The following is a 26072-nucleotide window of genomic DNA, read 5'->3' as shown; positions in this document are numbered from 1 at the left end:
GCAGCACCGTGGCATTTACCCTGGTTGATTGGGCGATCATCGCGATCATCGCCGTCTCCACACTGATCAGTCTCAAGCGCGGCTTCGTCAAGGAAGCCATGTCCTTGCTCATCTGGATCATTGCCGGTGCGGTTGCCTGGATATTCGGCGGTTCGCTCTCGGTATATCTTGAAAGCTACATCCAGACGCCGTCGATGCGTGTCATCGCCGGCTGCGCCATTCTTTTCGTCGCCACCTTGCTGGTGGGGGCCATGATCAACTTCCTCATCGGCGAGCTGATCCGCGTGACCGGGTTGTCCGGCACCGATCGTTTCCTGGGCATGGCCTTCGGCGCCGCGCGCGGGGCCTTGCTGGTGGTGGTGGCCATCGGGCTGATCAGCCTGGGGCCGGTTCAACAGGACACCTGGTGGCAGGAATCACGCCTGATACCACAATTTCTCTTGGTTGCCGACTGGTCGAAAAACCTGATCCTGGGTTTTACCGGCCAGTGGACACCCAGTGGGCTGATCGGCACTCCGGCTGATCTTCCGTTCAAGGAACAGTTGCTCGGGCCGGCTAAGCCCTGAGCGCTATTCACTCAAGTTTCGTCAAAGTAGGGGTTGCGTCGCATGTGTGGCATCGTCGGTATCGTCGGTAAGTCGAACGTCAATCAGGCGCTGTATGACGCGCTTACGGTCCTCCAGCACCGCGGCCAGGACGCTGCCGGTATCGTGACCAGCCATGACGGCCGGTTGTTCCTGCGCAAGGATAATGGCCTGGTGCGCGATGTGTTCCAGCAACGCCACATGCAGCGCCTGGTCGGCAACATCGGCATCGGCCACGTGCGCTATCCGACGGCGGGCAGCTCGACCTCGGCCGAGGCACAGCCGTTCTACGTCAACTCGCCGTACGGCATCACCCTGGCACACAACGGCAACCTGACCAACGTCGAGCAGTTGGCCAAGGAGATCTACGAGTCCGACCTGCGCCACGTCAACACCAACTCCGACTCGGAAGTGCTGTTGAACGTGTTCGCCCATGAACTGGCCGTGCGCGGCAAGCTGCAGCCGACCGAAGAAGACGTGTTTGCCGCTGTGTCCCACGTGCACAGCCGCTGCGTCGGCGGTTACGCCGTGGTGGCGATGATCACCGGCTATGGCATCGTCGGTTTCCGCGACCCCAACGGCATCCGCCCGGTGGTGTTCGGCCAGCGTCATACCGACGAGGGCGTGGAGTACATGATCGCTTCGGAAAGCGTGGCCCTGGACGTGCTCGGCTTCACCCTGATCCGCGATCTGGCGCCCGGCGAAGCGGTGTACATCACCGAAGAAGGCCAGCTGTACACCAAACAGTGTGCCGACGCGCCGAAGCTGCAGCCGTGCATCTTCGAGCACGTCTACCTGGCCCGTCCGGACTCGATCATGGACGGCGTGTCGGTGTACAAGGCGCGCCTGCGCATGGGTGAGAAGCTGGCCGAGAAGATCCAGCGCGAGCGCCCGGACCATGACATCGACGTGGTCATCCCGATCCCGGACACCAGCCGCACCGCAGCCCTGGAGCTGGCCAACCACCTGGGCGTGAAATTCCGCGAAGGCTTCGTCAAGAACCGCTACATTGGCCGTACCTTCATCATGCCCGGCCAGGCCGCGCGCAAGAAATCGGTACGCCAGAAGCTCAACGCCATCGAGCTGGAGTTCCGCGGCAAGAACGTGATGCTGGTGGACGACTCGATCGTGCGCGGCACCACCTGCAAGCAGATCATCCAGATGGCTCGCGAAGCCGGCGCCAAAAACGTCTACTTCTGCTCCGCAGCCCCTGCGGTGCGCTACCCCAACGTCTACGGCATCGATATGCCGAGCGCTCACGAACTGATCGCCCACAACCGCACCACCGAACAGGTGGCCGAGTTGATCGGCGCCGACTGGCTGGTCTACCAGGACCTGCCGGACCTGATCGAATCGGTCGGTGGCGGCAAGATCAAGATCGAGCACTTCGATTGCGCGGTGTTCAACGGCGAATATGTCACCGGCGACATCGACGAGGCCTACCTCGACCGCATCGAGCAAGCCCGCAATGACCTGGCCAAGGTCAAGAACCAGGCAGTCAGCGCGATCATCGACCTGTACAACAACTGATTCGGGAGCGACGGCATGACGGATCAATGGGATGCCGGGCGGCTGGACAGTGACCTCGAGGGTGTCGGTTTCGACACCCTTGCGGTGCGCGCCGGTCAGCACCGTACACCGGAGGCCGAGCACAGCGAAGCGCTGTTCCTGACCTCCAGCTATGTGTTCCGCACGGCTGCCGACGCCGCCGCGCGCTTTGCCGGCGAAACGCCGGGCAACGTCTATTCGCGTTACACCAACCCGTCGGTGCGCGCCTTCGAGGAGCGCCTGGCGGCCATGGAAGGCGCCGAACAGGCCGTGGGCACGTCCACCGGCATGGCTGCGATCCTCGCCGTGGTGATGTCGCTGTGCAGCGCCGGTGACCATGTGCTGGTGTCGCAAAGCGTGTTCGGTTCGACCATCAGCCTGTTCGAGAAGTACTTCAAGCGCTTTGGCGTGCAGGTGGACTACGTGCCGCTGGTCGACCTGGCTGGCTGGGAAAAGGCCATCAAGGCCAACACCAGGCTGCTGATCGTCGAGTCGCCGTCCAATCCGCTGGCCGAGCTGGTCGATATCACTGCCCTCAGCGAAATCGCCCATGCCCGCGGAGCCATGCTGGTGGTGGACAACTGCTTCAGCACCCCGGCGCTGCAGCAACCGCTGAAGCTGGGTGCCGACATCGTGTTCCACTCGGCCACCAAGTTCATCGACGGCCAGGGCCGCTGCATGGGCGGCGTGGTTGCCGGGCGTGCCGAGCAGATGAAGGAAGTGGTCGGTTTCCTGCGTACCGCAGGCCCGACCCTCAGCCCGTTCAACGCCTGGATCTTCACCAAGGGCCTGGAAACCCTGCGCCTGCGCATGCGTGCGCACTGCGAAAGCGCCCAGGCACTGGCCGAATGGCTGGAGCAGCAGGAGGGCGTGGAGAAGGTGCATTACGCCGGCCTGCCGAGCCACCCGCAGCACGAGCTGGCCAAGCGCCAGATGAGTGGCTTCGGTGCGGTGGTGAGTTTCGAGGTCAAGGGCGGCAAAGCGGGCGCCTGGCGCTTCATCGACGCTACCCGGGTGATCTCCATCACCACCAACCTCGGTGACAGCAAGACCACCATCGCCCACCCGGCCACCACCTCCCACGGTCGCCTGACACCGCAGGAGCGTGAAGCCGCAGGTATCCGCGACAGCCTGATCCGCGTTGCCGTGGGCCTGGAAGACGTGGCTGACCTGCAGGCCGACCTGGCGCGCGGGCTGGCGGCCCTGTGATCGAGATCGGCGGCGCTGCGCCCGGCCACAATGGCCGGGTCGCGCTGGTTACCGGTGCCGCGCGCGGCATCGGCCTGGGCATTGCCGCCTGGCTGATCTGCGAAGGCTGGCAGGTGGTGCTCAGTGACCTCGACCGCCAGCGTGGCGCCAAGGTGGCCAAGGCCCTGGGTGACAACGCCTGGTTCATTACCATGGACGTTGCCGACGAGGCCCAGGTCAGTGCCGGGGTCTCCGAGGTGCTGGGGCAGTTTGGCCGCCTGGACGCGTTGGTGTGCAACGCGGCCATTGCCAACCCGCACAACCACACCCTGGAAAGCCTGAGCCTGGCGCAGTGGAACCGCGTGCTGGCGGTCAACCTCAGTGGCCCGATGCTGCTGGCCAAGCATTGTGCACCGTACCTGCGTGCGCACAACGGGGCGATCGTCAACCTGACGTCTACCCGGGCGCGACAGTCCGAGCCCGATACCGAGGCCTATGCGGCTAGCAAGGGCGGCCTGGTGGCGTTGACTCATGCCCTGGCCATGAGCCTGGGCCCGGAGATCCGTGTCAATGCGGTGAGCCCGGGCTGGATCGACGCCCGCGACCCTTCGCAGCGCCGTGCCGAACCGTTGACCGAGGCCGACCATGCCCAGCATCCAACCGGCAGGGTAGGGACGGTTGAAGACGTCGCGGCCATGGTGGCCTGGCTGTTGTCGCGCCAGGCGGCGTTCGTTACCGGCCAGGAGTTCGTGGTCGATGGCGGCATGACCCGCAAGATGATCTACACCTGAGCATTCTGCATATCCTGTACTGGCCTCTTCGCAGGCACGCCCGCTCCCACAGGTATTTCGCATAGGTCAGGATCGGTGGAGATCCTGTGGGAGCGGGCGAGCCCGCGAAGAGGTCGGTGCAGCCAACCGACCTTTTTTGAAAAAAAGCCAACGGGGCTATTGACTTAGCTTCACCACCTGCGTAAATTTCGCGGCCTCAGCGAAGCAAACGCAACAAGCAACATCGCGAGGGTGATTAGCTCAGCCGGGAGAGCATCTGCCTTACAAGCAGAGGGTCGGCGGTTCGATCCCGTCATCACCCACCACTTCCTGAGATGTTCCTGGTGCTTCAGGTTTCGCAAGAAGCCGATAGCCAGAGAGGAACGCACTGCGCAGCGGTAGTTCAGTCGGTTAGAATACCGGCCTGTCACGCCGGGGGTCGCGGGTTCGAGTCCCGTCCGCTGCGCCATTTTTCAGTAACAGATGGGTGCCTGGCACCGGTCTGAAGTCGCAAGGCAACCTGCCTTGGACTGATCCCAGTTTCAATCGGGCGCAAGCCTGAACGATACGCAGCGGTAGTTCAGTCGGTTAGAATACCGGCCTGTCACGCCGGGGGTCGCGGGTTCGAGTCCCGTCCGCTGCGCCATCTTCGTTTCAAGGTCCCTTGAACACCTTGAAGCAAACACAAGAGAAGCGATCCAGTCATCGCTTTTTTTGTGCCTGTCCTGAGGCCATCGAGCCGGAAGGGTAGACCCAGGTTTCAATCGGGCGCAAGCCTGAATGATACGCAGCGGTAGTTCAGTCGGTTAGAATACCGGCCTGTCACGCCGGGGGTCGCGGGTTCGAGTCCCGTCCGCTGCGCCATCTTCGCCTCGAGGCCCCTTGAACGCCTCGAAGCACGAAAAAGCGACCTCAGGGTCGCTTTTTTCGTTTCTACGCCTGACCATCGCCGGCCTTGGCCCAGATTTACACGAATCTGACAGACTCTTCACCGATCAACGGTTCCTGTGCCAGCCTCGTGTGTTGCACAATAGGCACCTTTCTGACTTACCCGGAATACGCAATGACCAGATCTTCCGTCTTTGGTGCGCTCGGGCTGGCCCTGGTGCTGGCGGGCGTGACCGGTTGTTCCTCAAAAAAAGCCGCCGTCTACGAGCACGAGAATTTCGATGACTCGGGCACCTTTTCGCGCAGCTTCCCGGTGAGCGATGCCGGCTCTTGCGAGGCCGCCCGGCGCGCCTTGCTCAGCCAGGGCTACATCATCACCAGCAGCGGCGCCAACCAGGTGATGGGCAACAAGAGTTTCCAGCAGAACAGCGAGAATCACCTGCAGATCAGCTTCAACGTCACCTGTGCACCGGATGTGAGCGACGAGAAGCGCTCGACCATGTTCGCCAATGCCCTGCAGGACCGCTATGCCCTGAAAAAGTCCAACACCTCGGCCAGCCTGGGCGTGGGGGTGCTGGGTTCGGTTTCGATGCCGATCGGCTCCAGCGACGACTCCATGGTCAAGGTGGCCAGCGAGACGGTGACGGCGGCGCAGTTCTATGACCGCTATTTCGCTTTGGTGGAGAGCTATCTGCCCAAGCCCAAACCGAAGCAGGCCAGCAAGGCCGAGGCGCCTGCGCCGAATGTCGAGAAGCCGGCGGCAGCCCTGGGGCTACCGGAGCAGGCGGCTGCCAACCCGGCGCCAGCCCCGGCAGCTGCACCTGTGACTGAGGTTGCGCCAACGCCTGCAGCCATAGCCCCAGCCACTGAGGCGGTAGCGGCGCCAGCGGTGGATGACAGCCAGGGCTCGCAGCCGGTGGCACCGCCGGTGGAGGCGGCGCCGATTGAGGTACAGCAGGACGCCCGGCCCGTTGAGGTGGCACCCCCCTCTCTTTGAAGGGGGACCTTTACTGGCGTCTCCACCGGCAAGCTGGCTCTTACACGGATGCCCTGATCACCAACGGGCAATCCACTGGCTCAGCTCCCGGTTTCTCCAAGGCGTCGATCAGGTGCCGGGCAGCCTTGCGACCGATCTCGTAGTACGGTAGTTGCACTGTGGTCAGTGGCGGGATGAACAGCTCGGCAATACCGATCATGTTGTCGTAGCCAAGCACGGCGACATCGTCGGGAATTTTCAGGCCGCGGCCCAGCAACACCTGATAGGCACATAACGCAATGCGGTCGTTGCCACAGATCAGAATGTCGAATTGGGGGCGACCATCAGTGATGTGCCGGTCGAGGATGGCGGCAGTTTCACCATAGGCGTCATGCTCGGACAGGTCGTACTGCAGGAGTGCGTCAGGCGCCAGTCCGAATGCCTGACAAGCTCGCTGCATGCCTTTTTGACGTAACCCCCAGGCCAGACTCTGCTTTGGCAGGTTGATAAGCAAGGGGCGCTGATAGCCTTGGCTCAATGCGTGATGTACGGCTCGATACTGCCCCGTTTCGTCGTCGGGCACATAACTCGCCAAGTGGCTGTCATCCGCCAGGCAATTGGCGAGTACCAGGGGTTTGCTCTTCAACCGCTCGGGAATACACACCTGGCGCAGTCCCATGGCGCTGAAAATCAACCCGTCAGGGCGGTGTGACAACATAAGGTCGATGTTCTGATCGGTAGGCGGGTTGCTTAGCAGGTTAAGGATAAAGACATTCCAGCCTGCCTGTTGCGCAGTCTGTTCGATGGACAGCAGCAGTTCGACGGCGAACGGCGTGGTCGCTGTGTCCAGCGCGAACACGCCGATGGTTCGTGTCTGGAGGTTGTCGCCGCGAATCTTGCGCGCCGACAGGCTCGGTACGAATTGCAGTTCATCAATGGCGCGACGTACCCGCTGATAGGTTTCGGGGCTCAATTTTTCCGGATTGTTGAGCGCTCTGGAAACTGTCATCAGGGACACACCGGCCAGTTGTGCAACGTCTTTCACTGAAGTCATTCGGGGTGAGACCGGTCAGGTTTGCGACGAATCATGACACATGATCTGCGCTTTTTGCGATTTGCATGATGCTGCTCATAGCCATCCCGAGGCGAGAGACCATGCTCTAGGAATGGAGACACGCCCGCCATTCCCGCTGGCAAGGAGCTTCACTCCCAGGCTGTCGGTCTGCGGATAGAGGCGACTGCTGAGGCTGAAGCGGCCGTTTTCGTCGAACACCTCAATGGACGAACGATCCAGGTATATGCGCAGTTCGAGTCGCTCCTGCCCTGGGTCTATCGCCACGCTTCGCTGGCCTGTGGTGTGCGCACCCGAGTGGCTGCGGTCAAGCACCAGGCGGCGTAACGAGGCATCATGGTAGAGCAGGGTTTCTTCACGGCCATCGGCGCTGCAGCGCAAGGCGATCCCCAGGTGGCCATCGGTGCAGCCGAGCAGATCCAGGTGCACATGGATTTCGAGCATATCGCCATTCACTTGCTGCACCCACCGGGTTCCCGGCCCATCCCACCATGGCGTACTTGGCAATGGCGCCTTGCGCAGAGCTGTGAGCTCCCGTGCCGGGTACACGCACAGACGATCTGCGCGCAGTTCGAGTTCGCGAGGCAAACCGAGCATGCCGCACCAGTGATGGGCTTTGGTCGGCATCGGGCTTTCCCACATGTCGAGCCAGGCCCATAAAAGTCGTCGACCATCGGCGCCTGAAAACGTTTGCGCTGCATAGAAATCGTGGCCGTTATCCAGCTCGATGAAAGGCCCGCCGGTGAAGTGCCACTCGCTGTCGAGTCGGCCCACTCGATAACCGGTCTGGTATTTGTTGAGCCGTTCATAACCTTGGGGTTGCATGCCTTGGGGGGAGTACAGCAGCACATCGCGTCCATTCAGTGGAAACAGATCCGGACACTCCCACATGTAGCCATCGCCCGCGCTGCCACTGGCCGTGTAGTCGAGGAACTCCCAGGTGAACAGGTCTGTTGAACGGTACAGCGGGAGCAACGGCCTATCGCCCAGGCGTGCGCCGGCAATCAGGTACCAATAGCCATCTTCCTTCCATACCTTGGGGTCTCGAAAGTGCATTATCGCGTCGTGCGGCGCGCTGTCGATGACGGCCCCCTGCTTGACGAAACGGATGCCGTCGGTGCTGGTGGCCAGGCACTGTACTTGACGGATCGCGCGCTCGTCGCCCACTTCCCCCAGCCAGGTGTGCCCGGTGTAGATCAGTGCGAGGGTATCCCCGCACACCACCGCACTACCGGAAAAACATCCATCACGGTCGAAGTCATCGCCGGGTGCCAGGGCAATGGGCAGGTGCTGCCAATGAACCAGATCGGCACTCTTGGCGTGCCCCCAATGCATCGGGCCCCATTTCGCTTCGAAGGGGTAATGTTGATAGAAAACGTGATATTCGCCACGAAAGTACACGACCCCATTAGGGTCATTCATCCAGCCTGCAGGGGGGGCAATATGATAACCAGGCCGATAATCCTGGATGACACGAGCCAGGCCGTCACTCAGTGCCTGCTGTGCAAGGTCAAGGGGAGAAGGCATTGGATCGCTCATGTTGTTCGAAGACAAGGTCATAGGGCTCGTGCTCGGCCTGAGCGCACGGAGACTGCAGTCGGAAGGTTTTCGATGGCTTTTGGATGACGCTCCAAGACCGCTCCATCGACGTCGAACAGGTGCAGGTTGTCGAGGTCCAGCTGCACTTCGACTCGATCGCCCGCCTGCCATCCGGCATTGACCTCGCAACGACAGACCAGCGGCTCCTCCTGGCCTGTTTCGAGATACACATACGTTTCGCTGCCAAGGTATTCGACCCCGGCCACGACGATCCCGGTCGCTCCCTCTGCCGCCTTGAGTGAAACATGCTCTGGGCGAACCCCCAGGCTCAGTCGCGTGCCTGCCGCCAGTTGCGAGCTGTCGAAGGGTAGGGCGGTGATACCCAGAACGGGGGCATCGACCAGGCTGGTTTCGCCTGGGGCATGCAGGTGTGCCGCTAGGAAGTTCATTTTTGGCGAGCCAAGAAAGCCGGCGACAAAGCGGCTCGCTGGCCGTTCATAGAGTTCGCGGGGTGAGCCGATCTGTTCTACATGACCGCCATTGAGCACAACGATTTTGTCGGCCAGGGTCATCGCTTCCACTTGATCGTGGGTGACGTAGATCATGGTCGAGCCCAGTCGATCATGCAGCCGGGCGATTTCGTTGCGCATCTGCACCCGTAGAGAGGCGTCCAGATTGGAAAGGGGCTCGTCGAACAACAGAATGTCCGGCTCCCGCGCCATGGCTCTGCCCATTGCTACACGTTGACGCTGCCCCCCGGACAGTTGCTTGGGTTTGCGTTGCAGCAGTTTGTCCAGTTGAAGGATTTTCGCCGTTTTCATCACGCGTTCGTGCAGGGTGCTCTTTTCTGTCCTGGCCAACTTGAGGCCAAAGCTGATGTTGTCGTAGACGCTCATGTGCGGATACAGCGCGTACGACTGAAACACCATGCCGACGCCGCGCTCGCGCGGTTCCAGGTCGTTGACCCGTTGCCCGTCGATTAGCAGGTTGCCCGCGCAGATCGAATCCAGTCCGGCGATCAGGCGCAGCAGCGTCGACTTTCCGCAGCCCGAAGGGCCAACGAACACCACGAATTCACCTGCACTGATTTCCAGGTTGACGTTGCGAAGTATCTGCACGCCGCCCAGTTGTTTGTTCACGTTGTCCAGTTTCAATTTGATCATGATGCTGTTCCTTGTATTTGTTGGGCATCAACCCTTCAACGCACCGGCAGTGAGACCGGATACGATTCGGCGCTGGAAGATCAGTACCAGCATCACCAGAGGGACAGTGACCAGCACCGATGCGGCCATCAACAGCCCCCATGGCAGCTCATGGGGGCTACCACCGGAAATCAAGGCGATGGCAACCGGCACCGTGCGTTGCGTGTCGGTGAGGGTGAAGGTCAAGGCGAACAGGAACTCGTTCCACGCTGCAATAAAAGCCAGCAAACCGGTGGTGACCAGTGCAGGCCATAGCAGCGGCAACAGCACCCGGGTAAGCGTTACCCAGGGCGAAGCGCCATCCATGATTGCTGCTTCTTCCAGTTCATGTGGCAGTTGGCCCATGAACGTCGTCAGCACCCAGACGGTGAACGGCAGGGTGAAAATCGTGTAGCTCAGGATCAAAGCCCAGGAGGTGTTGTACAGGCCCAGGGCGCGTACCACTTCGAACAGCCCCGACAGTACGGCAACCTGGGGAAACATCGACACGCCGAGCACCATCATCAATACCGTGCCACGCCCACGGAATTTCACCCGTCCCAAGGCATAGGCGGCGGTCACACTGAGGAACAGCGCCAGGGTCACCACGCAAAGCGCGACCACCAGCGAGTTACCGATCGCTCGCAGGAACGAGGCTTGGTGGAGTACTGCCGCGTAATTGGAGAAATCGAGGCTTTCGATCCAGTAGCTCACCTCGAACAAGGTGCCGGACGGCTTCAGCGAAGTTACGATGGCGTAGTAGAAAGGAAAGACCGCATACAGCAGCAAAACCACGATCAGGCACCAGAACCCGAGACGTAACAGTGTTTTCTTGAGTAGGCGCAGGCTCATGACCGGACCTCCATCTGACGGCGTCCGAGGTAGAGATAAAGCATGGCGATTACTGCAACGACCAGAAACAGCAGAGTCGAGGCTGCACTGCCATAACCGACATCCTGAAACTCCACCAGTTGTTGGCGGGCATAGACCGACATGCTCATGGTGCTCGAAGCATTCGAGGTCAGCACATAGATCACGTCGAACACGCGCAGGGAATCGAGGATGCGGAAGATCGCCGCCACCAACAATGCAGGTATCAACAGCGGAAGCGTGACACGCCAGAACACTTTCAGCGGATGAATGCCATCGACCCTGGCGGCTTCGTAGCAATCGCTTGGCAACATCTGCAAGGCCGCCAGCATCAATAGCGTGACAAACGGGACGGTTTTCCAGACATCGACAATGATCACCGCCCACATCGACAGATCCGCATCTGCCGTCCAGGCCAGGGGGGCGTCAATCAGGCCGATGCTCAGCATCAGGTGATTGATGATGCCGAACTGGTCGTTGAGCATCCACGACCAGATCTTTGCCGAGACAATGGTAGGAATCGCCCAAGGAATCAGAATCAAGGCACGCACCAGGGAACGGCCGGTGAACTTGATGTTCAACAGCAACGCCACCAGTAATCCCAGGACGACCTCCAGCCCCACCGACACCACGGTGAAATGCAAGGTGTTGCGAACAGCGTTCCACCATTGGGCATCCACCAGGATGCCTGACCAGCTGGAACCGTTGTGGAACAGGTAATTGCTCACGCCTATGAAGGATACATCTCGGGTGTCCGCCAGGCTGGCGTCAGTCAGGCTGAGCCAGAATGTGCGCATTAGTGGCCAGGCCGCCACCAGCGCCAGACATAGCAGCATCGGCGTCAGAAACAGCCAGGCGGCGCGTACTTGGCGGCGATGCACAGGCGTTTCCCGGGTGAGCACGAGCTGCTCACCGGGGGCGTGAGTAGTAGAGACAGTCATGGCGATTTCCTTCCTTGTGGCTTACCAGCTCCGACGTTTGATGCGAGTGAGTTCACTCTCCAGTTCGGTCAGCGCCTGATCGACAGGCTGCTCGCCCGCCAGCACACCATGCACTCGATCGAAGAACGCATTGGAGACGCGGGGATAACGGTCGGCGGTTATCGAGGCGGGGCGCATCACCCCATCGTTGAGAATGCTGTGCAACTGACTGTAATAAGGCATTGCCGTGAGCAGGTCGGGATCTTGATACAGCGACTCGATAACCGGGTTGTAGGCGCCGACCAGGGCACGATGTTTCTGCTGCTGGGCACTGCTCAAGTAGCTCACCAACTCTGCGGCAAGTCTTGGATGGGCGCTGTAGCGCGATACTGCCAGGCCCCAGCCACCGAGGGTGGAGGCATGGGTGCCGGTTATGCCGCCACGGGGTAGGGGGGCGACCCCGACCTTGTCTTTTACGGCACTGTCCGGGCTTTGTACCAAGGCCCAGACATAAGGCCAGTTACGCATGAACAACGCATTTCCCGATTGGAATACGCCACGTCCTTCTTCCTCGGTGTAGTTGAGTACGCCTCGCGGGGAGATGTCTCCCACCCAGCTTTGCGCCAGGGTCAAAGCCGCCCTTGAGGCCTGAGTGTTAACCACGATGTCGCCGAGAGGGTTGATCAGTCCGCCTTGCGGCTGGCTGCTGATCCACTCCAGTGCGTTACACGTCAGGCCCTCGTAGGCGCGTCCCTGGAAGATATAACCCCAGGCATTGGCGTTCCCGGCAGTGCGCTCGGCCTGTTGAACATACTTGGCGGTAGCGGTCATTTCCTCCCAGGTCTGCGGAACCGGCCGGTTGTACTTCTCGAGCAAGTCTTTGCGGTAATACAGCAGGCCCGAGTCGGTGAACCAGGGCATCGTCACCAGCCGCCCGTTCACCGTGGCGTTATCCACCTGTGCCTGGAAGTAGCCCTGGGTAGCGTTGGCAGGAAGTACCTCGCGCAGATCCAGCAGGTGGTTGGCCAGCATCCCCGGCCACACCATATCGATCTGGATGATGTCGATGTCGGTGGACTGCGCACTGAGGATCTGTTGGTAGAACGACAACCTCTCGGTCGCCGAATTAGGCGTGGAAACCACCTCGACGTTATTGCCGGTCTGTTTCGACCACGCCTCGACAGCTTCCTTGCAGAGTGCCAACTCCGCACCCACTGCGCCACACGAAATCGTCAAATCTGCGGCGTTCGAAACGGATGGCAGTCCGCCGCAGAGGGTGATGAATGCTGCTGGAAGGAGCGTTTTCAGCGGTTTCATTGAGTGCCCTTTATTTTTGTTTTTAGAAAAGTTAACGTTAACATCGCCAATGTAGCAGCCTCGTTGCGATGAGGCATCCTTTTTTTCGTCGTTCACGGCAATTCGAAATGCACGTAGGAAAGGGCTGCTCGCAGGAGTGAACAATAAAAACAAGATAGGAAACCCACATGCAGAAAGCATCAAGCTGGCTACTAGCAGGTGTGCTCGGCACTTCGGTTGCGACCTCTGAGGCCGCGACCCTGGAGGAACGCATGGCTGCGTTTGAAGCCCGTGCCAGTGCAGCGGAAAAGCGTGCTGCCGCAGCCGAACAGCAGACCCAGGCCCTCGCCAGGGAATTGCAGCAGCTCAAACTTGCAACGCACACATTACCGCCTGGGTCTACTTCGACGGCGGCTGCGGCACAGACATTGGATGCCCGGCTGGCAAGTTTGGAAGTCCGTCAACAAAGCCTGGAGAAGCAGAGCAGCAGTGGACACCTTACTGACGGCTTCAGCTTCAAGGGTTACGCCCGTTCCGGATTGTTGATCAACGATGGGCTTGGCGGTGGTCGTGGTGGCCCTTATACAACCCCTGCCGGTTCGGTCGGCGGGGCCGTCGGGCGGCTCGGCAACGAAGATGACACCTACATGCGCATCGACCTCTCGAAAGAAGCCTATGCGCAAAACGGCACCCGTTCCAAATTCACGGTTTCCATTGCCGATGGCGTGGAAAGCTCCAACGACTGGACGGCCGATGAAAGCAGCCTGAACGTGCGCCAGGTATTCACAGAGCTCGACCATCTCGCGGCGTTCAAGGGTAATTCAGTATTCGAGAACGCCACCCTGTGGGCAGGCAAGCGCTTCGACAGGGATAACTTCGACATTCACTGGCTGGACTCGGACGTCGTCTTCCTGGCTGGCACCGGGGGTGGCGTCTACGACATGCAGATGAACCAGAACTGGCGCTCGAATTATTCCTTGATCGGGCGTAACTACGGTGATTTCAGTGAAGGCGGTATCAATGCCGATGTGGAAAGCTACATCCTGACCTCTAACCAGTTTTTTGATGATGGTCAGTGGCAGTGGATGTTCAATGCCATTGGCTCAAAGAAGAACGACGTCGGCACCCGCAGCAATGAAGCGGGCCTGGCGCCTGCGGAATCAGGCATGCACAGCATGCTGGCCAATCACCAGAAAAACTTTCTCGGCAGGGAAGGCTTCTTCAAAACGGCACTGCTCTATGGGCAAGGTCTGGGGGCGGAGGTCAAGAATATCGGTTCGGATGGCGAACTGATCGACGATGCCCGTGCCTTGCGTCTGGCGCTTTACGGCGAGACCCCCATTGCGTCTGGCTGGCGCATCGGTCCCAGCGTGCTGGCCGAGCAAAGCAAGGACAGGTACGTCAAGGGTGACGACTACCGGTGGATGACCCTGAACGTGCGCTTGGCCAATGAAATCAACAGCAATTTCGAGATGGCCTACGAAATGAGCTGGCAAACCATGGACCTCGATCCCAAGGGCTATCTGCAACGTAATGCCGTCGACGGTAACTTCTGGAAAATCACGGTTGCCCCGACATTCAAACCTGATGTTGGAGACCTTCTCACACGCCCCGAGTTGCGAGTGTTTGCAAGTTTCATGAACTGGTCGTCGGACCTGGACCGATACAGCGCCACGGACAACTTCGGCAAGACCGACTTCAACGCCGGCGGTGTATGGCAATACGGTATACAGATGGAAACCTGGTTCTAATATTTGAACATGGCGGCCACCACGCCTTCGCGCATCGAACTCTGCCTGTTAATCCGGCGCATGGCGTGATGGGTTACCGGTCAAAACTGATCAGCCTGCAGTTATCCCTACGATAAAAACTGAGGAAATGGCGATGGTATTGCCTCGCGCAGTAGTATTTGGCGAAGCCCTGACGGACCTTGTCCAAGGCACCCCTGGACAGTGGAAGGGCTACCCGGGTGGTGCTCCCTGGAACGTTGCGCGAGCACTCAGTCGCTTGGGTGTCAGCAGCGCTTTTGCCGGGGCAGTGAGCAAAGATTCCATGGGCGACGAGATAGTCTCGCAGTCGCAAGCCGCAGGGCTGGATACGAACTTCATGCAACAGGTAGACCGAGATCCTTTGGTCGCCATTGTTCGATCGAACCGTCCTCCGCGTTACTTCTTTGCGGGGGATGCCGATCTTTTTTTCGATCCGGATCAGCTGCCCGAAGGATGGATCGGCCAAGCAGAGCTGTGTCACTTCAGTGGCATCAGCCTGGCTCGACGGCCACTCGCAGACAGGCTGGTTGAAATTGCTCGGGCGGCCAAGGAAGCCGGTAAACGGGTCAGCTATGACCCCAATTGGCGCACGTTGATGGATCGCCATTATCGCGAGCGGACCTTCACTGCGATAACCCCCCTTGCTGACAGGATCAAGCTTTCCGACGAAGACCTCCGGCATCTCTATCCAGGGCTGACAGAATGCCAGGCAATGGATGAGCTGCGTGCTCTGAATTCTCAGGCGCAGATCCTGTTTACCCTAGGGGAACACGGGATGATTCTCCACACCCCTGACAGCCAACTCGATCAGCCCGCTATTACCGTGGAAGTGGAAGATACGGTGGGAGCAGGCGATGCGTGTATGGCGGGTTGGCTGGCTGCGGAGATGCTCGGGATCGCAGACTTGAAGGAGCGCCTGCGATTTTCAGCGGCCTGCGCATCCATATCATGCCGGTATGCCGGAGCCCATGCACCGGCACTGGCTGATGTAGAAGGTTTAGTGAAGCTGCTAAGGTAAGAAGGTCATAAGCTTGTCATCATTCCTTCATCCCATCGGTTTAGGTTGAAGGCGACACCGATAAAGATCGTGAGAAAAGAGGACGCAGGGCATGGATGAATACCAGGAAGAACTGCTCGAATTCCAGGCCTATGAACTGGACCCCCTGGAACCGGCCGACGACGCCACCGAGCTCTAGCCCACCCGCCGCTGGCTGCGGCGGAACTCCCCCGGCGTAAGGCCCGTCCAGCGCTTGAAAGCGCGCTGGAAGGCCTCGGCCGATGCAAACCCCAACAGATAGGCGATCTCGCCGAAGGCCAGTTCCGTATCGCGGATGTAGGTCTCGGCCAGGTCGCGCCGTGTTTCGTTGAGCAGGTCGCGAAAACGCGTACCTTCCTCGGCCAGCTTGCGGCGCAAGGTCCAGGTCGGCAGTTGCAGGTGCAGCGCCACTTCTTCCAGGTCCGGTTCGCGACCGCCATTGAGCAACGGGCCCAGCAGGTGGGTGATGCGCTCACCCAGGCTGCGTACGCGCGTGCGTTGCAGCATCTCCGCCTCGCACAACTGCAACAGGTGCTGCCAGGTGCTTGGGCAGTGTCGGGGGTTGGCCAACTGCAGCGTGGCGCGGCTCAGGCGCAATTGATTGCGTTCGGCGGCAAATTGCACAGGTGTGCCGCACAACGGCTGGTAACGCTCGGCGTAGGCGGGGGCGGCAAATTCGATTTCCAGGCGTTCGGCCTGCACCGGTGTGCCGGCAAGGTCGCTCAACTGGGCCAGCCAGCCCGCGAGCAGGGAATCGACGACAAAGCGGTTGTAGGCGTTGTAGGGGCTGATCGAGTAGAAGCGCAGCCAGGCGCCATGGGCATCTTCATGGAAACTGGAATGGCCACGGTAGTTGGCCGCATACAGCGGCTCGAAGCGCAGCAGGGTGCGTGCCGCCTCGCCCACGGAGGGGGCCTGGGCCGCCGTGACCCCGGCCAGCCCGGCATGCGCCAGGCGGCTCAGGCGCCCCATGTGCAGGCCCAGCGCAGGCTCGCCGCACAGTTCGATGGCGGCGTGGCCCAGGTGCATGTAGCGCGGTATCGACAAGCGTGCATTGGCCTCGCCCAGGCGTGCCGCATCCAGGCCATAGCGCTGCAACAGCGGCTCAGGGTCGTGGCCAAGCTCGCGCAGGGCCTCGCTCAGCGGCTGGACAAAGCCGACCGAAAGGTCGCCCAGGCGCACACGGGGGCGGGCCATCGGCCTACAGCCACAGGTTCAGCAGGCGGGCGCCGGGGCTGGGTGTTCCCGCCAGCAGTTCGCCGGCCTGGCGGGCAAAGCCCTGGCCGTCGCTGCCCTGTTCCCAGAACTGCCCGCGCATGAACACGCTCATGCTGCTGACATTGGCCCCGGCGGCCTCGGTCAGGTGCTGCCAGGCAGCCTGTTCGCTGACTTCGCCGCGCTGCAAGGGCAGCCTGGCGCTGGCATCCTGATGGCGATTGCCACGCCAGGGTGCCTGCCAACTGCCCTTGCCGCTGAGGAATACCGGGTTGGCGATCAGTTCTACTGCCTGGCGGGCCAGTTGCTGGTGGTTTTCCGGGTACCAGCTGTCGCTGCCCACCAGTACGCCCAGGCGCCCGGCAGGGGTTTGCACCACCTGCAAAGGCTGCTGGCGGCCATCGTGGACATAGCGGCGCATTTCGCTGTCGGGGAACTGTTGACGCTGGGGCTGGCCCAGCAGCGAGCCGTCGCCGGCGAACACCATGCTGCTGTTGAACAGCGGGCCGCTGCCGGCATGCAGTACGCCCTGCTTCACATAGGGGGCGGGCAGCACGATCGAACCGGCTACCAGGGTCACGTTGAATTCCTTGGCCAGGCCGCCGAACAGCTGCTGATAGTCCGTGGCCATCTGTTCGGCTTTCATGCGCAAATGGGCATCGGCGCGGCGGTCGTCGCCGTCAGCACCGAGCATGGCCAGGCCATAGCGCAGCGGGTTGCTCAGCTCCAGCCATTGCAGGGCTTCACGGCTTTGCGTGACCTGATACAGCTCGTTCTTTTCGCCGCGCGCCCACAGCCAGGTACCGATGTGCTCGGGCAGCACCACCACCGTGCGCGGGCCCACCAGGCCATGGGCTCGGGCCTGCTCCAGGTAGGCTGCGAGCTTTCTGTGCAGGCGTTGCAGGTTCTGGTAGTCGCCTGGGTAGAGCAGCGGTTCGACGCCGAGCAGGTTGCCATGCTCACCGGGCACGCCATGGTTCAGCGCCAGTTCGATGCGCAGGTCGGACAGGTAATGGCCCTCCGGGCGCTGCTGGGTCCAGAAACCGTAGCCACAGAGTGCGGCGGCCATCACCAGCGCCAGGGTGCTTGCCAGGAGTTTTCGCATCAAACTTCAGCTTTCACCTAAAAATGAGCCGGCAGTGCAGATCAAGGACATAGTGCGGCCCTGTTCATTTGGAATCGTTTGCAGACTGTATCTGCAAAATCGCGTCTGGATCATACCAAAGCTACCGTGTGCTCATGAGTATTCTCTACTACCAATCATGAGCGTCCAGCGCTGTGCCTGGTCAGCGCTGGCGCAATTGTCGCGGGGTGGCGTTGAGCAGGCGTCGCATCAGGCGCCGCAGTGCCGTGGCGTCCTGGTAGCCGACCTGCGCCGCGACCGCTTCGACGGAATGCTCGCCAGACTCGAGCAGTGCCCGGGCCTTGTGCAACTGTACCCGCTGAATCAGCTGCCGGGTGGAGTGCCCCGTTGCCTTGTGCACATGACGCGACAGGGTCCGCTCGGACATGCCGACGCTTGCAGCCAGCGCCTTGACGCTGGCCGGTTCAGGCAGCGAATTGTCGATCTCGGCAGTCAGGCGTGAGATCAGCGCATTACCTTGCGCCAGCACGGCAGGGATGACGAAAGGTGCCTGCAGTTGCCGGCGATCGAGCAGCAGCGCTTTGCCCACCGCGTCGGCGATTTCAGGTGAAAGGCGCCGACGTAGCAGCTGCAGCATCAGGTCGGTTTGCGCGAAGGCAGCCCCTGCCGTGGTCACCGGATGATCGGTCAGCACCATGAAGTCCGGGTCCACGTGGCAGCCGGGTGCCAGTTGCTGCAGATGCGCTGCCAGCCACCAGGAGGTGGTCACCCGCCGGCCGTCCAGCAGCCCGGCAGCCTGCAGCAGAAACACCGCCGAGCACGACGCGGCTATTTCCTTGCCGTTGGCGGTGTGACTGCGCAGCGCAGCGAGAAAGGGGGCTATCCATGGCTCCGCGAGGCGATGCTCGAGCAGCTCGATGTCGCTGACGCCGATGCCCGGTATGACCCAGCAGGAATGGTCCTCGGCGCTCGCTTCGAGCGGTTGCACTGGCAGTTGCAGGCCATGGCCCAGCGCAACCGGCCCCGGTTGCGGGCCGCACACCCGCCAGCGTGGTGCAGCGAAGCCGAGCCGCTCACTGACGGTGGCGGCGCTGGCGAGGATATCCAGGGTGGCAGCCACGCTCGTCGCGAATGCCCCCGGCGTGACCAGGATGGTGAAATCGTACATTGTCGGATTATGCTCGAAACGGGACGGATCAGACACTTCTGCGTGAAGCGGGTGACAGGCCTAATGGCGTTTCCATTCATCATCAAGGTTTGCGCCATGCCCAACATTCTGATCAAGGTACCTGCCGGGGCTTTCAACGAGCCGCAACGCGAACAGCTGCTGAAACACGTCAGCGAGGCTGCCATTGCGCACGAACACATCGGCAGCGCGCTACCGCAGCGCAGCCTGTGCTGGGTGCTCATCGAGGAGGTGCGTGGCGCTGACTGGCTGTGTGGCGGGGTGAACATGCACGCCCAGGCCATCCCCTGCATCGTCACGGTAAAGGTGCCTGCCGGGGTCCTTGATGCACAGATGCGCAAGGATTATGTCCAGGGCCTGCACCAGGCCATCGAACACTGCGTGAGGCAGGATGACGGGCGCATGCTGATGACCTCGATACAGCTGGTCGACATCGCCGATGGCACCTGGGGCGCCAACGGCAACCTCTGGCATCTTGCCGATTTCACCCGCGCTGCCGGTTACGGCCATCTTCTCGCATGCACCCGGCAGCCATGAGCATCGCGCCAATGCGCGTCTGAAGCCTGGACCGCCGCGTTCGACTGGCTGGGCCAGCCAGTCTGCACGGCCCGCTCATGGGTGGGCTGGATAGTCGATGTAGCCTCGTTCGTTGCCACCGAAGAAGGTTGCAGGGTCGGGTGTGTTGAGCTCCAGGCCATCGCGGATGCGGCGTGGCAAGTCCGGGTTGGCCAGGAACGGTCGGCCGAAAGCCACCACGTCGGCACGGCCTTCGGCAATCGCTTTTTCGGCAGAGGCTGCGTCATACCCGCCTGCGATCACCAGGACACCTTCCCAGGCATCGCGCAGCTGCAAGATGATCTCGTCCCAGCGCGGGTCGAAGTTCTCGTCCTTGACGGTGCCGACAACCGCAGGCTCGACCAGGTGCAGGTAGGCCAGGCCGTAGCGGTTCAGCGACTTGACGATGTGACTGAAGGTTTCGAAGGGGGTGTCATCGCCCATACCCATGAACCGCCCCATCGGGGTGAGGCGCACACCGACGCGATCTGCGCCGATCTCTTGCGCCACGGCCTGGACCACCGCCAGCAGCAGGCGGGCCCGATTCTGGTACGAGCCGCCGTAAGGGTCGCTGCGCCGGTTGCTGTTGCTGTTGATGAACTGGTCGAGCAGGTAGCCGTTGCCGGCGTGGATCTCGACGCCATCCATGCCAGCCGCCATGGCATTGAGTGCTGCATTGCGGTAATCATCGATGATCGCCGCGATCTCTTCGACTTCCAGGGCGCGCGGGACCGGTACATCACCCCACACGCCATTGCCGTCGTGGTCGACGATGAACGTCTTGCCGGGCGCCGCGATCGCACTCGGTGCCACGGGCAGGCCATGGTCAGGCTGGAAGCTGGGGTGCGAAACGCGGCCGACGTGCCACAACTGCATGAAGATGCGGCCGCCCTGTGCGTGCACCTTGTCGCTCACCTGCTTCCAGGCTGCGACCTGTTCAGCTGTGTAGATGCCGGGCGTCCATGCATAACCTTGCCCCTGCCGGGAGATTTGCGTGGCTTCGGTGATGATCAACGCTGCGCTGGCGCGCTGGGCATAATATTCCGCTGCCATTGCCGTCGGGATATCGCCGGGTTGGCCCGCACGGGAGCGGGTCAGTGGCGCCATGGCAATACGGTGTGGCAGTTGCAAGGCGCCCACGCGAATGGGATTGAACAGATGACGGGCCATTACTCAGTTCCTTTGCAAGTGGTTTGAATGCGGTTGGCAAGTGCAGCGATAGCGCGGCTGTTTGCTGGAGTCAGGTTAATGTCCGGCGCCCAGACTGATAATCAGCACAACCGGGGCAAGTGCATTGCGCAACTCGCAAAGCCCGGGAACCTTCAAAGCGCCGTTCGCGCTTTACCTCGGTAAACCCGCAGCACATCAGCCATGACCGACAATGCAATTTCGGCGGGGGTCCTGGAGCCGATATCCAGGCCGATGGGCATGTGCAGCCGATCGACATCCGCAGGCAACAAGCCGCCGATCCGGCGCAATCGCTCCGCGCGTCTTTCCGAGGTCCGTTTCGAGCCCATGGCACCGATGTAGAAGGCAGGCGTGTGCACGGCCTCCATCAATGCGAGGTCGTCGATTCTAGGATCATGGGTCAGCGCAACGACCGCCGTCGCTTCGTGGCAACCGCCGTTGGCGATGTAGATCGACGGCAGTAGCGGAAGCACCGTCACGCCCTCCAGCACCAGCGTGGCCACTTCTTCTCGGGGGTCGCAAGCGATGACTTCAAAGCCCAGGGCCCGGGCGAACTGTGCACAGGCCTCGGCAACCGGTGACAGGCCTGCCAGCAGCAAGCGCAGTGCCGGGCCCAGGGCGATCTCCAGGCGGCTTCCGCTGCGCACTACGGTGTCGCTGCCGTCGGTGCGGCTGCGGGTGCTGAACAGGCCGCCTTCCAGGTCAATCACCCGGGTCAGCCGACGTTGACCGCGCAGAGCGTCGAGCAACTGGCGCAGGTGGGTGCGCCATTCGGCGCTCGGGCGCCTGTGCTCGACCAGTACGTCCAGGCTACCGCCACACGGCAACTGCAGGCGACTGCGCTCCTCGGCACTGGCGCCGTAGCAGATAACCTGTGCCGGTGCGGCATGCTCGCCATGGCTGAGCGCTTCGAGAAATGCCTCCTCGACGCAGCCGCCGGACAACGAGCCGCTGTGCGCACCGGACTGGATGGCCACCAGCATTGCGCCAGGCGCGCGCGGTGCCGAACCGAAGGTGGAAAGGACCGTGCATAGCCACACGCTGTGTCCCTGGTCTGCCCAGGCCAGCGCCTGCTCCAGGACCGTTACATCAAGATGTTGCATCTGCCGTTACCTTTGCAAGACACAGATTCAAGCGCCGCCGGTTCATGCCTTGCGGGCCAGCGGTAGCGCCAGCCGGCGCTGGCCGGTGGCATCCGCCACTGCGTTACCCAGGGCTGCGGCCATCGGGCCCTGGACGATTTCGGCTGCACCGAGGAAGGGTTGGCCAGGCTGGTCGATCAGGTGCACTTCCACGTGTTTCGGCAGTTGCGGGAAGCGCAGGATCGGATAGCCACTCCAGTCATAGCTGCGTACCCCGCCGGGGTCATAACTGACCGCCTCGTAGAGCGTCCAGCTGCTCGACTGGACGATGCCGCCCTCGACCTGGTTGCGCAGCCCATCGGGATTGACGATCTGCCCGACGTCCACCGCCGTGACCACCCGCTGAATCGCGATCTCGCCGGTTTGCGGATGCACCTGGATTTCCACTGCCACCGCGCAGTAGCCCATGATGTTCTTGTAGCGGGCGAAGCCCAGGCCGATGCCCGTGCCGGGTGCAGACGAACGCCGTGGCCAAGCGAATTCATCGCGGGCCCGTTCGACCACGGCGCGGGCCCTCGGGTCGGTGAGGTGGCTGAGGCGGAACTCGACGGCATCCACGCCTGCCTGCGCCGCCAGTTCGTCCAGGCAGGCCTCGATGGCAAACACATTGATATGGGCACCCAGCGAGCGCATTGCCGAAGTGCGGAACGGCATTTCGCTGATGAAGTGCATGTCGATGTCGCTTGCGCCGGTTTGGTACAGCGGGATCGCGTTGCGGTCGCCATCCCCTTCTGGGTGGGCAATCGGTACCGAGGGTGCCGAGGCGAACGGACGGGCGAGCATGCGCGCGGGCACCAGGCGGCCGGCGTTGGTGATGCGCTCGTTATGCGGCGTGGTCCATAGCTGGTACTTCCAGTGGTTGATGCGGCCGCTGCTGTCCAGGCCGGCTTCCAGTTCGGTGAGCATGGCCGAGCTGTACGGTTCCCACAGGTTTTCCTGTTCGCGCATCCATTGCACGCGCACCGGCAGGCCTGGTACTCGCATGGCGATGAGCGCCGCGTCGGCTGCGGCGTCATCGGCACCGTTGTGGCCGTAGCATCCGGAACCTTCGGCGTGGATGCAGCGCACGGCCGCCAGCGGCAGGCCGAGCATTTCGGCGATGCCCGCACGCAGCGGGAACACACCTTGGGTATGGGTCCAGACGGTCAACCTACCGTCCTTGAACCAGGCCAGCGAACAGGAGGGGCCGATGGAACCGTGCATCAGGTACTGTTTGGTGACACGCGCCCGATAGGTCTTGCCACTTGAAGGCGTCGGCTGGCCTTCGTGCTGGATGGGGTAGCGCCTGGATTGCAGCTTGGGCAGCAGCTGGTGGATGACGGCCTGGTCCGGAATCACCTCGCCAGTGGTCCACGTTGCCGCCGCGTAGCCCGCCCGCATGGCCTTGATGGCCTGCCATTCATCCCTGGCCACCACGGCGAGATAGTTGCCGTCCTCGACCACCTTGACGATGCCCGGCAGGCGTTCAATCGCCTGTTTATCGAAACCGGTGAGCGTGCAGCCCGGCCGCGGTGGCCGGATCACCCGGGCATGGAGCATGCCCGGCAAGCGCATGTCCTGCACGAACGCCGCGCCCCCACTGACCTTGGCCGGAATATCCAGGCGCGGGATGGCGTGGCCGATGAGCTTGAACTGCTCAGGTGAAATGTCCGGCGAGCTGGCCTTGGCATATTGATGCAGGTCCACGCCCGCTACTGCCTCGGCATAGCTCATGCGGGCGCCGGACGGGGCCGTGATCATCGCACCGCCTGTCTGCAGCGACGACACTTCCACGCCCCAGCGCCTGGCGGCCGACTCCATCAGCATCTGCCGCACCTGCGCGGCGGCATTGAACAGCGCCGTGCCGCTGTCGAAGATGGTATGGCTGCCGGCCGTGTAGCCTTCGTTCGGCGTCAGCGCCGTGTCCGCCGTGAGGAAAGTGACCGCCGCCGGCGAGACGTCCAGCCGCTCGGCCGCGATCTGCAACAGCGCGGTCTTTACCCCGGTGCCCAACTCCACTTTACCGGTATACACGGTGATGCCTTCGACGCCGACCTTGATCCACGCGTCGAGGTAAGGGTTGGTGCGCAAGCTGCCGGGCAGATCCGGGGCGAGCACGACAGTACCGAGGGTATCCACCTCGGTATCGGCCAGCGCCTTGCGCGCGGCCGGCATCAGCGCGAATGCCATCAGCAGGCTGCCGCCCTGCAGGAAGGCGCGGCGACCGAATTCAGTTGTGGACGACATGGAGGCCACCGTTTTCGACGACGCGGGTGATCGCTTCGATGATTCGCAGATGCGTGCCGCAGCGACACAGGTTGCTGGCCATGTGCGCGCGGATGGTGGCTGCGTCGGGCCGCGGATTCTGCTCCAGCAAGGCTTGGGCGCGCATGATCATCCCGGCGATGCAGTAGCCGCACTGTGCGGCCTGGGTATCGATGAAGGCTTGTTGCAGCGGGCCTGGCCGTTCAGGTGTGCCCAGGCTCTCCACGGTCCGCACGTTGCGGCCTTGCATGCCTGCACACGGGGTCACGCAGGAGAATACCGGCTGGTCGTCGACGATGACGGTGCAGGCGCCGCACTGGCCCAGCCCGCAGCCATACTTGGCGCCGTTGAGTTCCAGGTGGTTGCGCAAGGCATAGAGCAGCGGCATGTCCGGATCGATATCCAGGCTATGCAACTTGCCGTTGACTGTAAGGTTCACGTTGCTCATGGGGTCTCCTCGCGCAGAGCCTGAATAGTCGAATGCAAATCCCTCCACGGCCGATCCGGGGCGGCTTGGCCACGGACGAAGGCCGCCAGGGCGGCGAGCTGCTGGTCGTTCAGGCTGACCGCGAAGGGCGGCATCGCCGGGCCGGGCTCACCGGGTGTGGGGGCAATGCCTTCCAGTACCGTCTTGATGAAGTTGCGTGGCGCCGGGGCTTGCACCGAGGACGTCGCGGTCAACGCTGGCCTGCCGTCGATACTGCGCATCGGGGCGGCCGCGCCGTGGCAACCCGCGCATGCGGCCTGGAACAGATCACCGCCGAGGCGGGTCGAGTCGGCCGTGGCCGCCGCCTTCGTTTCGAGCGTGGCTGGTGGATGAGGGGGCGCCGGCAAACTCAGCAGGTACTCCGCCATGGCGTCGACGTCGGCCCGAGGCAGCCGCGCGAGTTCCTGGCTGACCGGACGCATGGGGCCGGCCGCAGTGCCATGGCCGTCGACGACCTTGGCTTGCAGGTAGTCCACCAGCTGGGCTTGGGTCCAGGGTGTTTCGCGACTGGCCAGGCCGAGCAGGGAAGGAGCCGCCCAGCCGTCAACCACGCCACCGGCAAGCGCCTGGCCCGCTTTCTCGGCACCCAGCAGGTTCAACGGGGTATGGCATCCGCCGCAGTGGCCCGCGCCTTCTACCAGGTAGCGGCCACGGTCCCACTGCGCCGATGCCTGCGCTGTCGGTGCGAACGGCGCTGAATGCAGGAACAGCAGGTTCCAGCCCGCGACCAGCGGGCGAAGGTTCATCGGGAACTTCATGCGGTTGGGGGTTGCAGGCGCGTACGCCGGTGGCCCGCTCATCAGGTAGGCATAGGCGTCCGCCAGGTCCTGATCGTCGAGCAGCCGGTAATGCGTGTAGGGGAAGGCCGGGTAGAGGAAATGCCCATCGCGGGAAATCCCGTCGCGCATGGCGCGCTGGAACGCTTCGAGTGGCCACTTGCCGATACCGGTCTGGGCATCAGGCGTGATGTTGGTGCTGTACAGCGTGCCAAACGGTGTCACCAGTGGCAGGCCGCCCGCGAGGTACTTGCCACCAGGACGCGTATGGCAAACCGCGCAGTCGCCGGCGGTGACTACCTGGGCACCGCGCGCGATCTGCGCGGGTTCGAACACCATCGGCCGCTCGATCGGGTCGATGGCCGGTCGCCACATCAACCCGAGCGCTGCGGCTAGCCCGCCCACGCCCAGCGCCATCGCTGCCAATGCCCAACGCTTCCTGTGCGACATCGATACCCACCTCGTTCTTCACCATTGGCAACCAGCAACTCCCGGTATTGCCGGATGCCGATCAGTTGAGGGCGAGCCTAAAGGACCACGGCTGGTGCGGGTATGGGG

Annotated in this window: 22 protein-coding genes and 4 tRNA genes; 12 read left to right on the top strand and 14 right to left on the bottom strand. The window is 62.2% G+C overall.

The window, feature by feature from the left end; genetic code table 11:
• Positions 1-8 precede the first annotated feature (8 nt).
• The 9 genes from HU760_RS17750 (at position 9) to HU760_RS17710 (ending at position 5975) form a co-directional block, all read left to right on the top strand.
• On the top strand, positions 9-566 hold the full coding sequence (locus HU760_RS17750) for a CvpA family protein (protein ID WP_186680403.1): 558 nt from the start codon (positions 9-11) through the stop codon (positions 564-566).
• A 42-nt stretch (positions 567-608) separates the two neighbouring features.
• Positions 609-2114, top strand: coding sequence for an amidophosphoribosyltransferase (purF, locus tag HU760_RS17745; RefSeq protein ID WP_170028951.1), 1506 nt, complete (start codon positions 609-611; stop codon positions 2112-2114).
• A gap of 15 nt (positions 2115-2129) precedes the next feature.
• Positions 2130-3341: an O-succinylhomoserine sulfhydrylase gene (locus HU760_RS17740; protein WP_186680400.1), complete on the top strand. Its 1212-nt coding sequence runs from the start codon at positions 2130-2132 to the stop codon at positions 3339-3341.
• Positions 3338-4111, top strand: coding sequence for an SDR family oxidoreductase (locus tag HU760_RS17735; protein WP_170028953.1), 774 nt, complete (start codon positions 3338-3340; stop codon positions 4109-4111). Before HU760_RS17740 ends, HU760_RS17735 begins: the two co-directional genes overlap by 4 nt.
• 229 nt (positions 4112-4340) lie before the next feature.
• Positions 4341-4416: transfer RNA gene (locus tag HU760_RS17730), tRNA-Val, on the top strand.
• A gap of 66 nt (positions 4417-4482) precedes the next feature.
• Positions 4483-4559, top strand: a tRNA-Asp gene (locus tag HU760_RS17725).
• A 100-nt stretch (positions 4560-4659) separates the two neighbouring features.
• A tRNA-Asp gene (locus HU760_RS17720) sits at positions 4660-4736 on the top strand.
• A gap of 141 nt (positions 4737-4877) precedes the next feature.
• Positions 4878-4954: transfer RNA gene (locus HU760_RS17715), tRNA-Asp, on the top strand.
• A 199-nt stretch (positions 4955-5153) separates the two neighbouring features.
• Positions 5154-5975, top strand: a complete 822-nt coding sequence (locus HU760_RS17710; RefSeq protein ID WP_186679543.1) for a DUF2242 domain-containing protein — start codon at positions 5154-5156, stop codon at positions 5973-5975.
• Between the two features lie 40 nt (positions 5976-6015).
• Here the strand turns inward: HU760_RS17710 and HU760_RS17705 are convergent, their stop codons facing one another.
• The 6 genes from HU760_RS17705 to HU760_RS17680 all read right to left on the bottom strand — a co-directional run bounded on the left by HU760_RS17705 (position 6016) and on the right by HU760_RS17680 (position 12853).
• Entirely contained in the window at positions 6016-7008 is a 993-nt protein-coding gene (locus HU760_RS17705; protein ID WP_186679540.1) for a LacI family DNA-binding transcriptional regulator, read from the bottom strand.
• 75 nt (positions 7009-7083) lie between these two features.
• A complete protein-coding gene (locus HU760_RS17700; protein WP_186679537.1) occupies positions 7084-8586 on the bottom strand; it encodes a glycoside hydrolase family 32 protein in 1503 nt (500 codons plus the stop codon).
• Entirely contained in the window at positions 8583-9728 is a 1146-nt protein-coding gene (locus HU760_RS17695; RefSeq protein WP_186679534.1) for an ABC transporter ATP-binding protein, read from the bottom strand. The genes HU760_RS17700 and HU760_RS17695 overlap by 4 nt, the downstream gene beginning before the upstream one ends.
• 27 nt (positions 9729-9755) lie before the next feature.
• Positions 9756-10598: a carbohydrate ABC transporter permease gene (locus HU760_RS17690; RefSeq protein WP_186679532.1), complete on the bottom strand. Its 843-nt coding sequence runs from the start codon at positions 10596-10598 to the stop codon at positions 9756-9758.
• Positions 10595-11557 (bottom strand): carbohydrate ABC transporter permease, encoded by a 963-nt coding sequence (locus HU760_RS17685; protein ID WP_186679530.1) that lies wholly within the window; start codon positions 11555-11557, stop codon positions 10595-10597. The genes HU760_RS17690 and HU760_RS17685 overlap by 4 nt, the downstream gene beginning before the upstream one ends.
• A 21-nt stretch (positions 11558-11578) precedes the next feature.
• Complete coding sequence (locus HU760_RS17680) at positions 11579-12853, bottom strand: ABC transporter substrate-binding protein (RefSeq protein ID WP_186679568.1); 1275 nt, start codon at positions 12851-12853, stop codon at positions 11579-11581.
• Positions 12854-13020: 167 nt separating this feature from the next.
• Between HU760_RS17680 and HU760_RS17675 the strand changes: the two genes are divergently transcribed.
• Entirely contained in the window at positions 13021-14583 is a 1563-nt protein-coding gene (locus HU760_RS17675) for a carbohydrate porin (RefSeq protein WP_186679528.1), read from the top strand.
• A gap of 133 nt (positions 14584-14716) precedes the next feature.
• Positions 14717-15619 (top strand): carbohydrate kinase family protein, encoded by a 903-nt coding sequence (locus tag HU760_RS17670; RefSeq protein WP_186679527.1) that lies wholly within the window; start codon positions 14717-14719, stop codon positions 15617-15619.
• A 174-nt stretch (positions 15620-15793) separates the two neighbouring features.
• Here HU760_RS17670 and HU760_RS17665 read toward each other — a convergent pair whose 3' ends face one another.
• From HU760_RS17665 to HU760_RS17655, 3 genes are all read right to left on the bottom strand, one after another.
• Positions 15794-16834 (bottom strand): AraC family transcriptional regulator, encoded by a 1041-nt coding sequence (locus HU760_RS17665; RefSeq protein WP_186679519.1) that lies wholly within the window; start codon positions 16832-16834, stop codon positions 15794-15796.
• Between the two features lie 4 nt (positions 16835-16838).
• Positions 16839-17957, bottom strand: a complete 1119-nt coding sequence (locus HU760_RS17660) for a nitrilase-related carbon-nitrogen hydrolase (protein WP_186679517.1) — start codon at positions 17955-17957, stop codon at positions 16839-16841.
• Positions 17958-18138: 181 nt separating this feature from the next.
• Positions 18139-19104 (bottom strand): GlxA family transcriptional regulator, encoded by a 966-nt coding sequence (locus tag HU760_RS17655; protein ID WP_186679514.1) that lies wholly within the window; start codon positions 19102-19104, stop codon positions 18139-18141.
• Positions 19105-19200: 96 nt separating this feature from the next.
• Between HU760_RS17655 and HU760_RS17650 the strand changes: the two genes are divergently transcribed.
• Positions 19201-19659 (top strand): tautomerase family protein, encoded by a 459-nt coding sequence (locus HU760_RS17650; RefSeq protein WP_186679511.1) that lies wholly within the window; start codon positions 19201-19203, stop codon positions 19657-19659.
• Between the two features lie 75 nt (positions 19660-19734).
• On the opposite strand, the gene HU760_RS17645 is transcribed toward HU760_RS17650, so the two are convergent.
• The 5 genes from HU760_RS17645 to HU760_RS17625 all read right to left on the bottom strand — a co-directional run bounded on the left by HU760_RS17645 (position 19735) and on the right by HU760_RS17625 (position 25964).
• Positions 19735-20847 (bottom strand): alkene reductase, encoded by a 1113-nt coding sequence (locus HU760_RS17645; RefSeq protein WP_186679509.1) that lies wholly within the window; start codon positions 20845-20847, stop codon positions 19735-19737.
• Between the two features lie 152 nt (positions 20848-20999).
• Complete coding sequence (locus HU760_RS17640) at positions 21000-21968, bottom strand: XdhC family protein (RefSeq protein WP_186679508.1); 969 nt, start codon at positions 21966-21968, stop codon at positions 21000-21002.
• Positions 21969-22010: 42 nt separating this feature from the next.
• Positions 22011-24233 carry a xanthine dehydrogenase family protein molybdopterin-binding subunit gene (locus HU760_RS17635; RefSeq protein ID WP_186679506.1) on the bottom strand — a complete coding sequence of 741 codons (2223 nt, stop codon included), beginning with the start codon at positions 24231-24233 and terminating at the stop codon, positions 22011-22013.
• Positions 24217-24699 (bottom strand): (2Fe-2S)-binding protein, encoded by a 483-nt coding sequence (locus HU760_RS17630; protein ID WP_186679502.1) that lies wholly within the window; start codon positions 24697-24699, stop codon positions 24217-24219. The genes HU760_RS17635 and HU760_RS17630 overlap by 17 nt, the downstream gene beginning before the upstream one ends.
• On the bottom strand, positions 24696-25964 hold the full coding sequence (locus tag HU760_RS17625) for a cytochrome c (protein WP_186679500.1): 1269 nt from the start codon (positions 25962-25964) through the stop codon (positions 24696-24698). Before HU760_RS17625 ends, HU760_RS17630 begins: the two co-directional genes overlap by 4 nt.
• Between the last annotated feature and the right edge of the window lie 108 nt (positions 25965-26072).

It is taken from the genome of Pseudomonas oryzicola, from assembly GCF_014269185.2.
Lineage (GTDB): Bacteria > Pseudomonadota > Gammaproteobacteria > Pseudomonadales > Pseudomonadaceae > Aquipseudomonas > Aquipseudomonas oryzicola.
The sequence above is the reverse complement of the archived record's forward strand: the minus strand, read 5'-3'. Positions and strand labels throughout refer to the sequence as shown.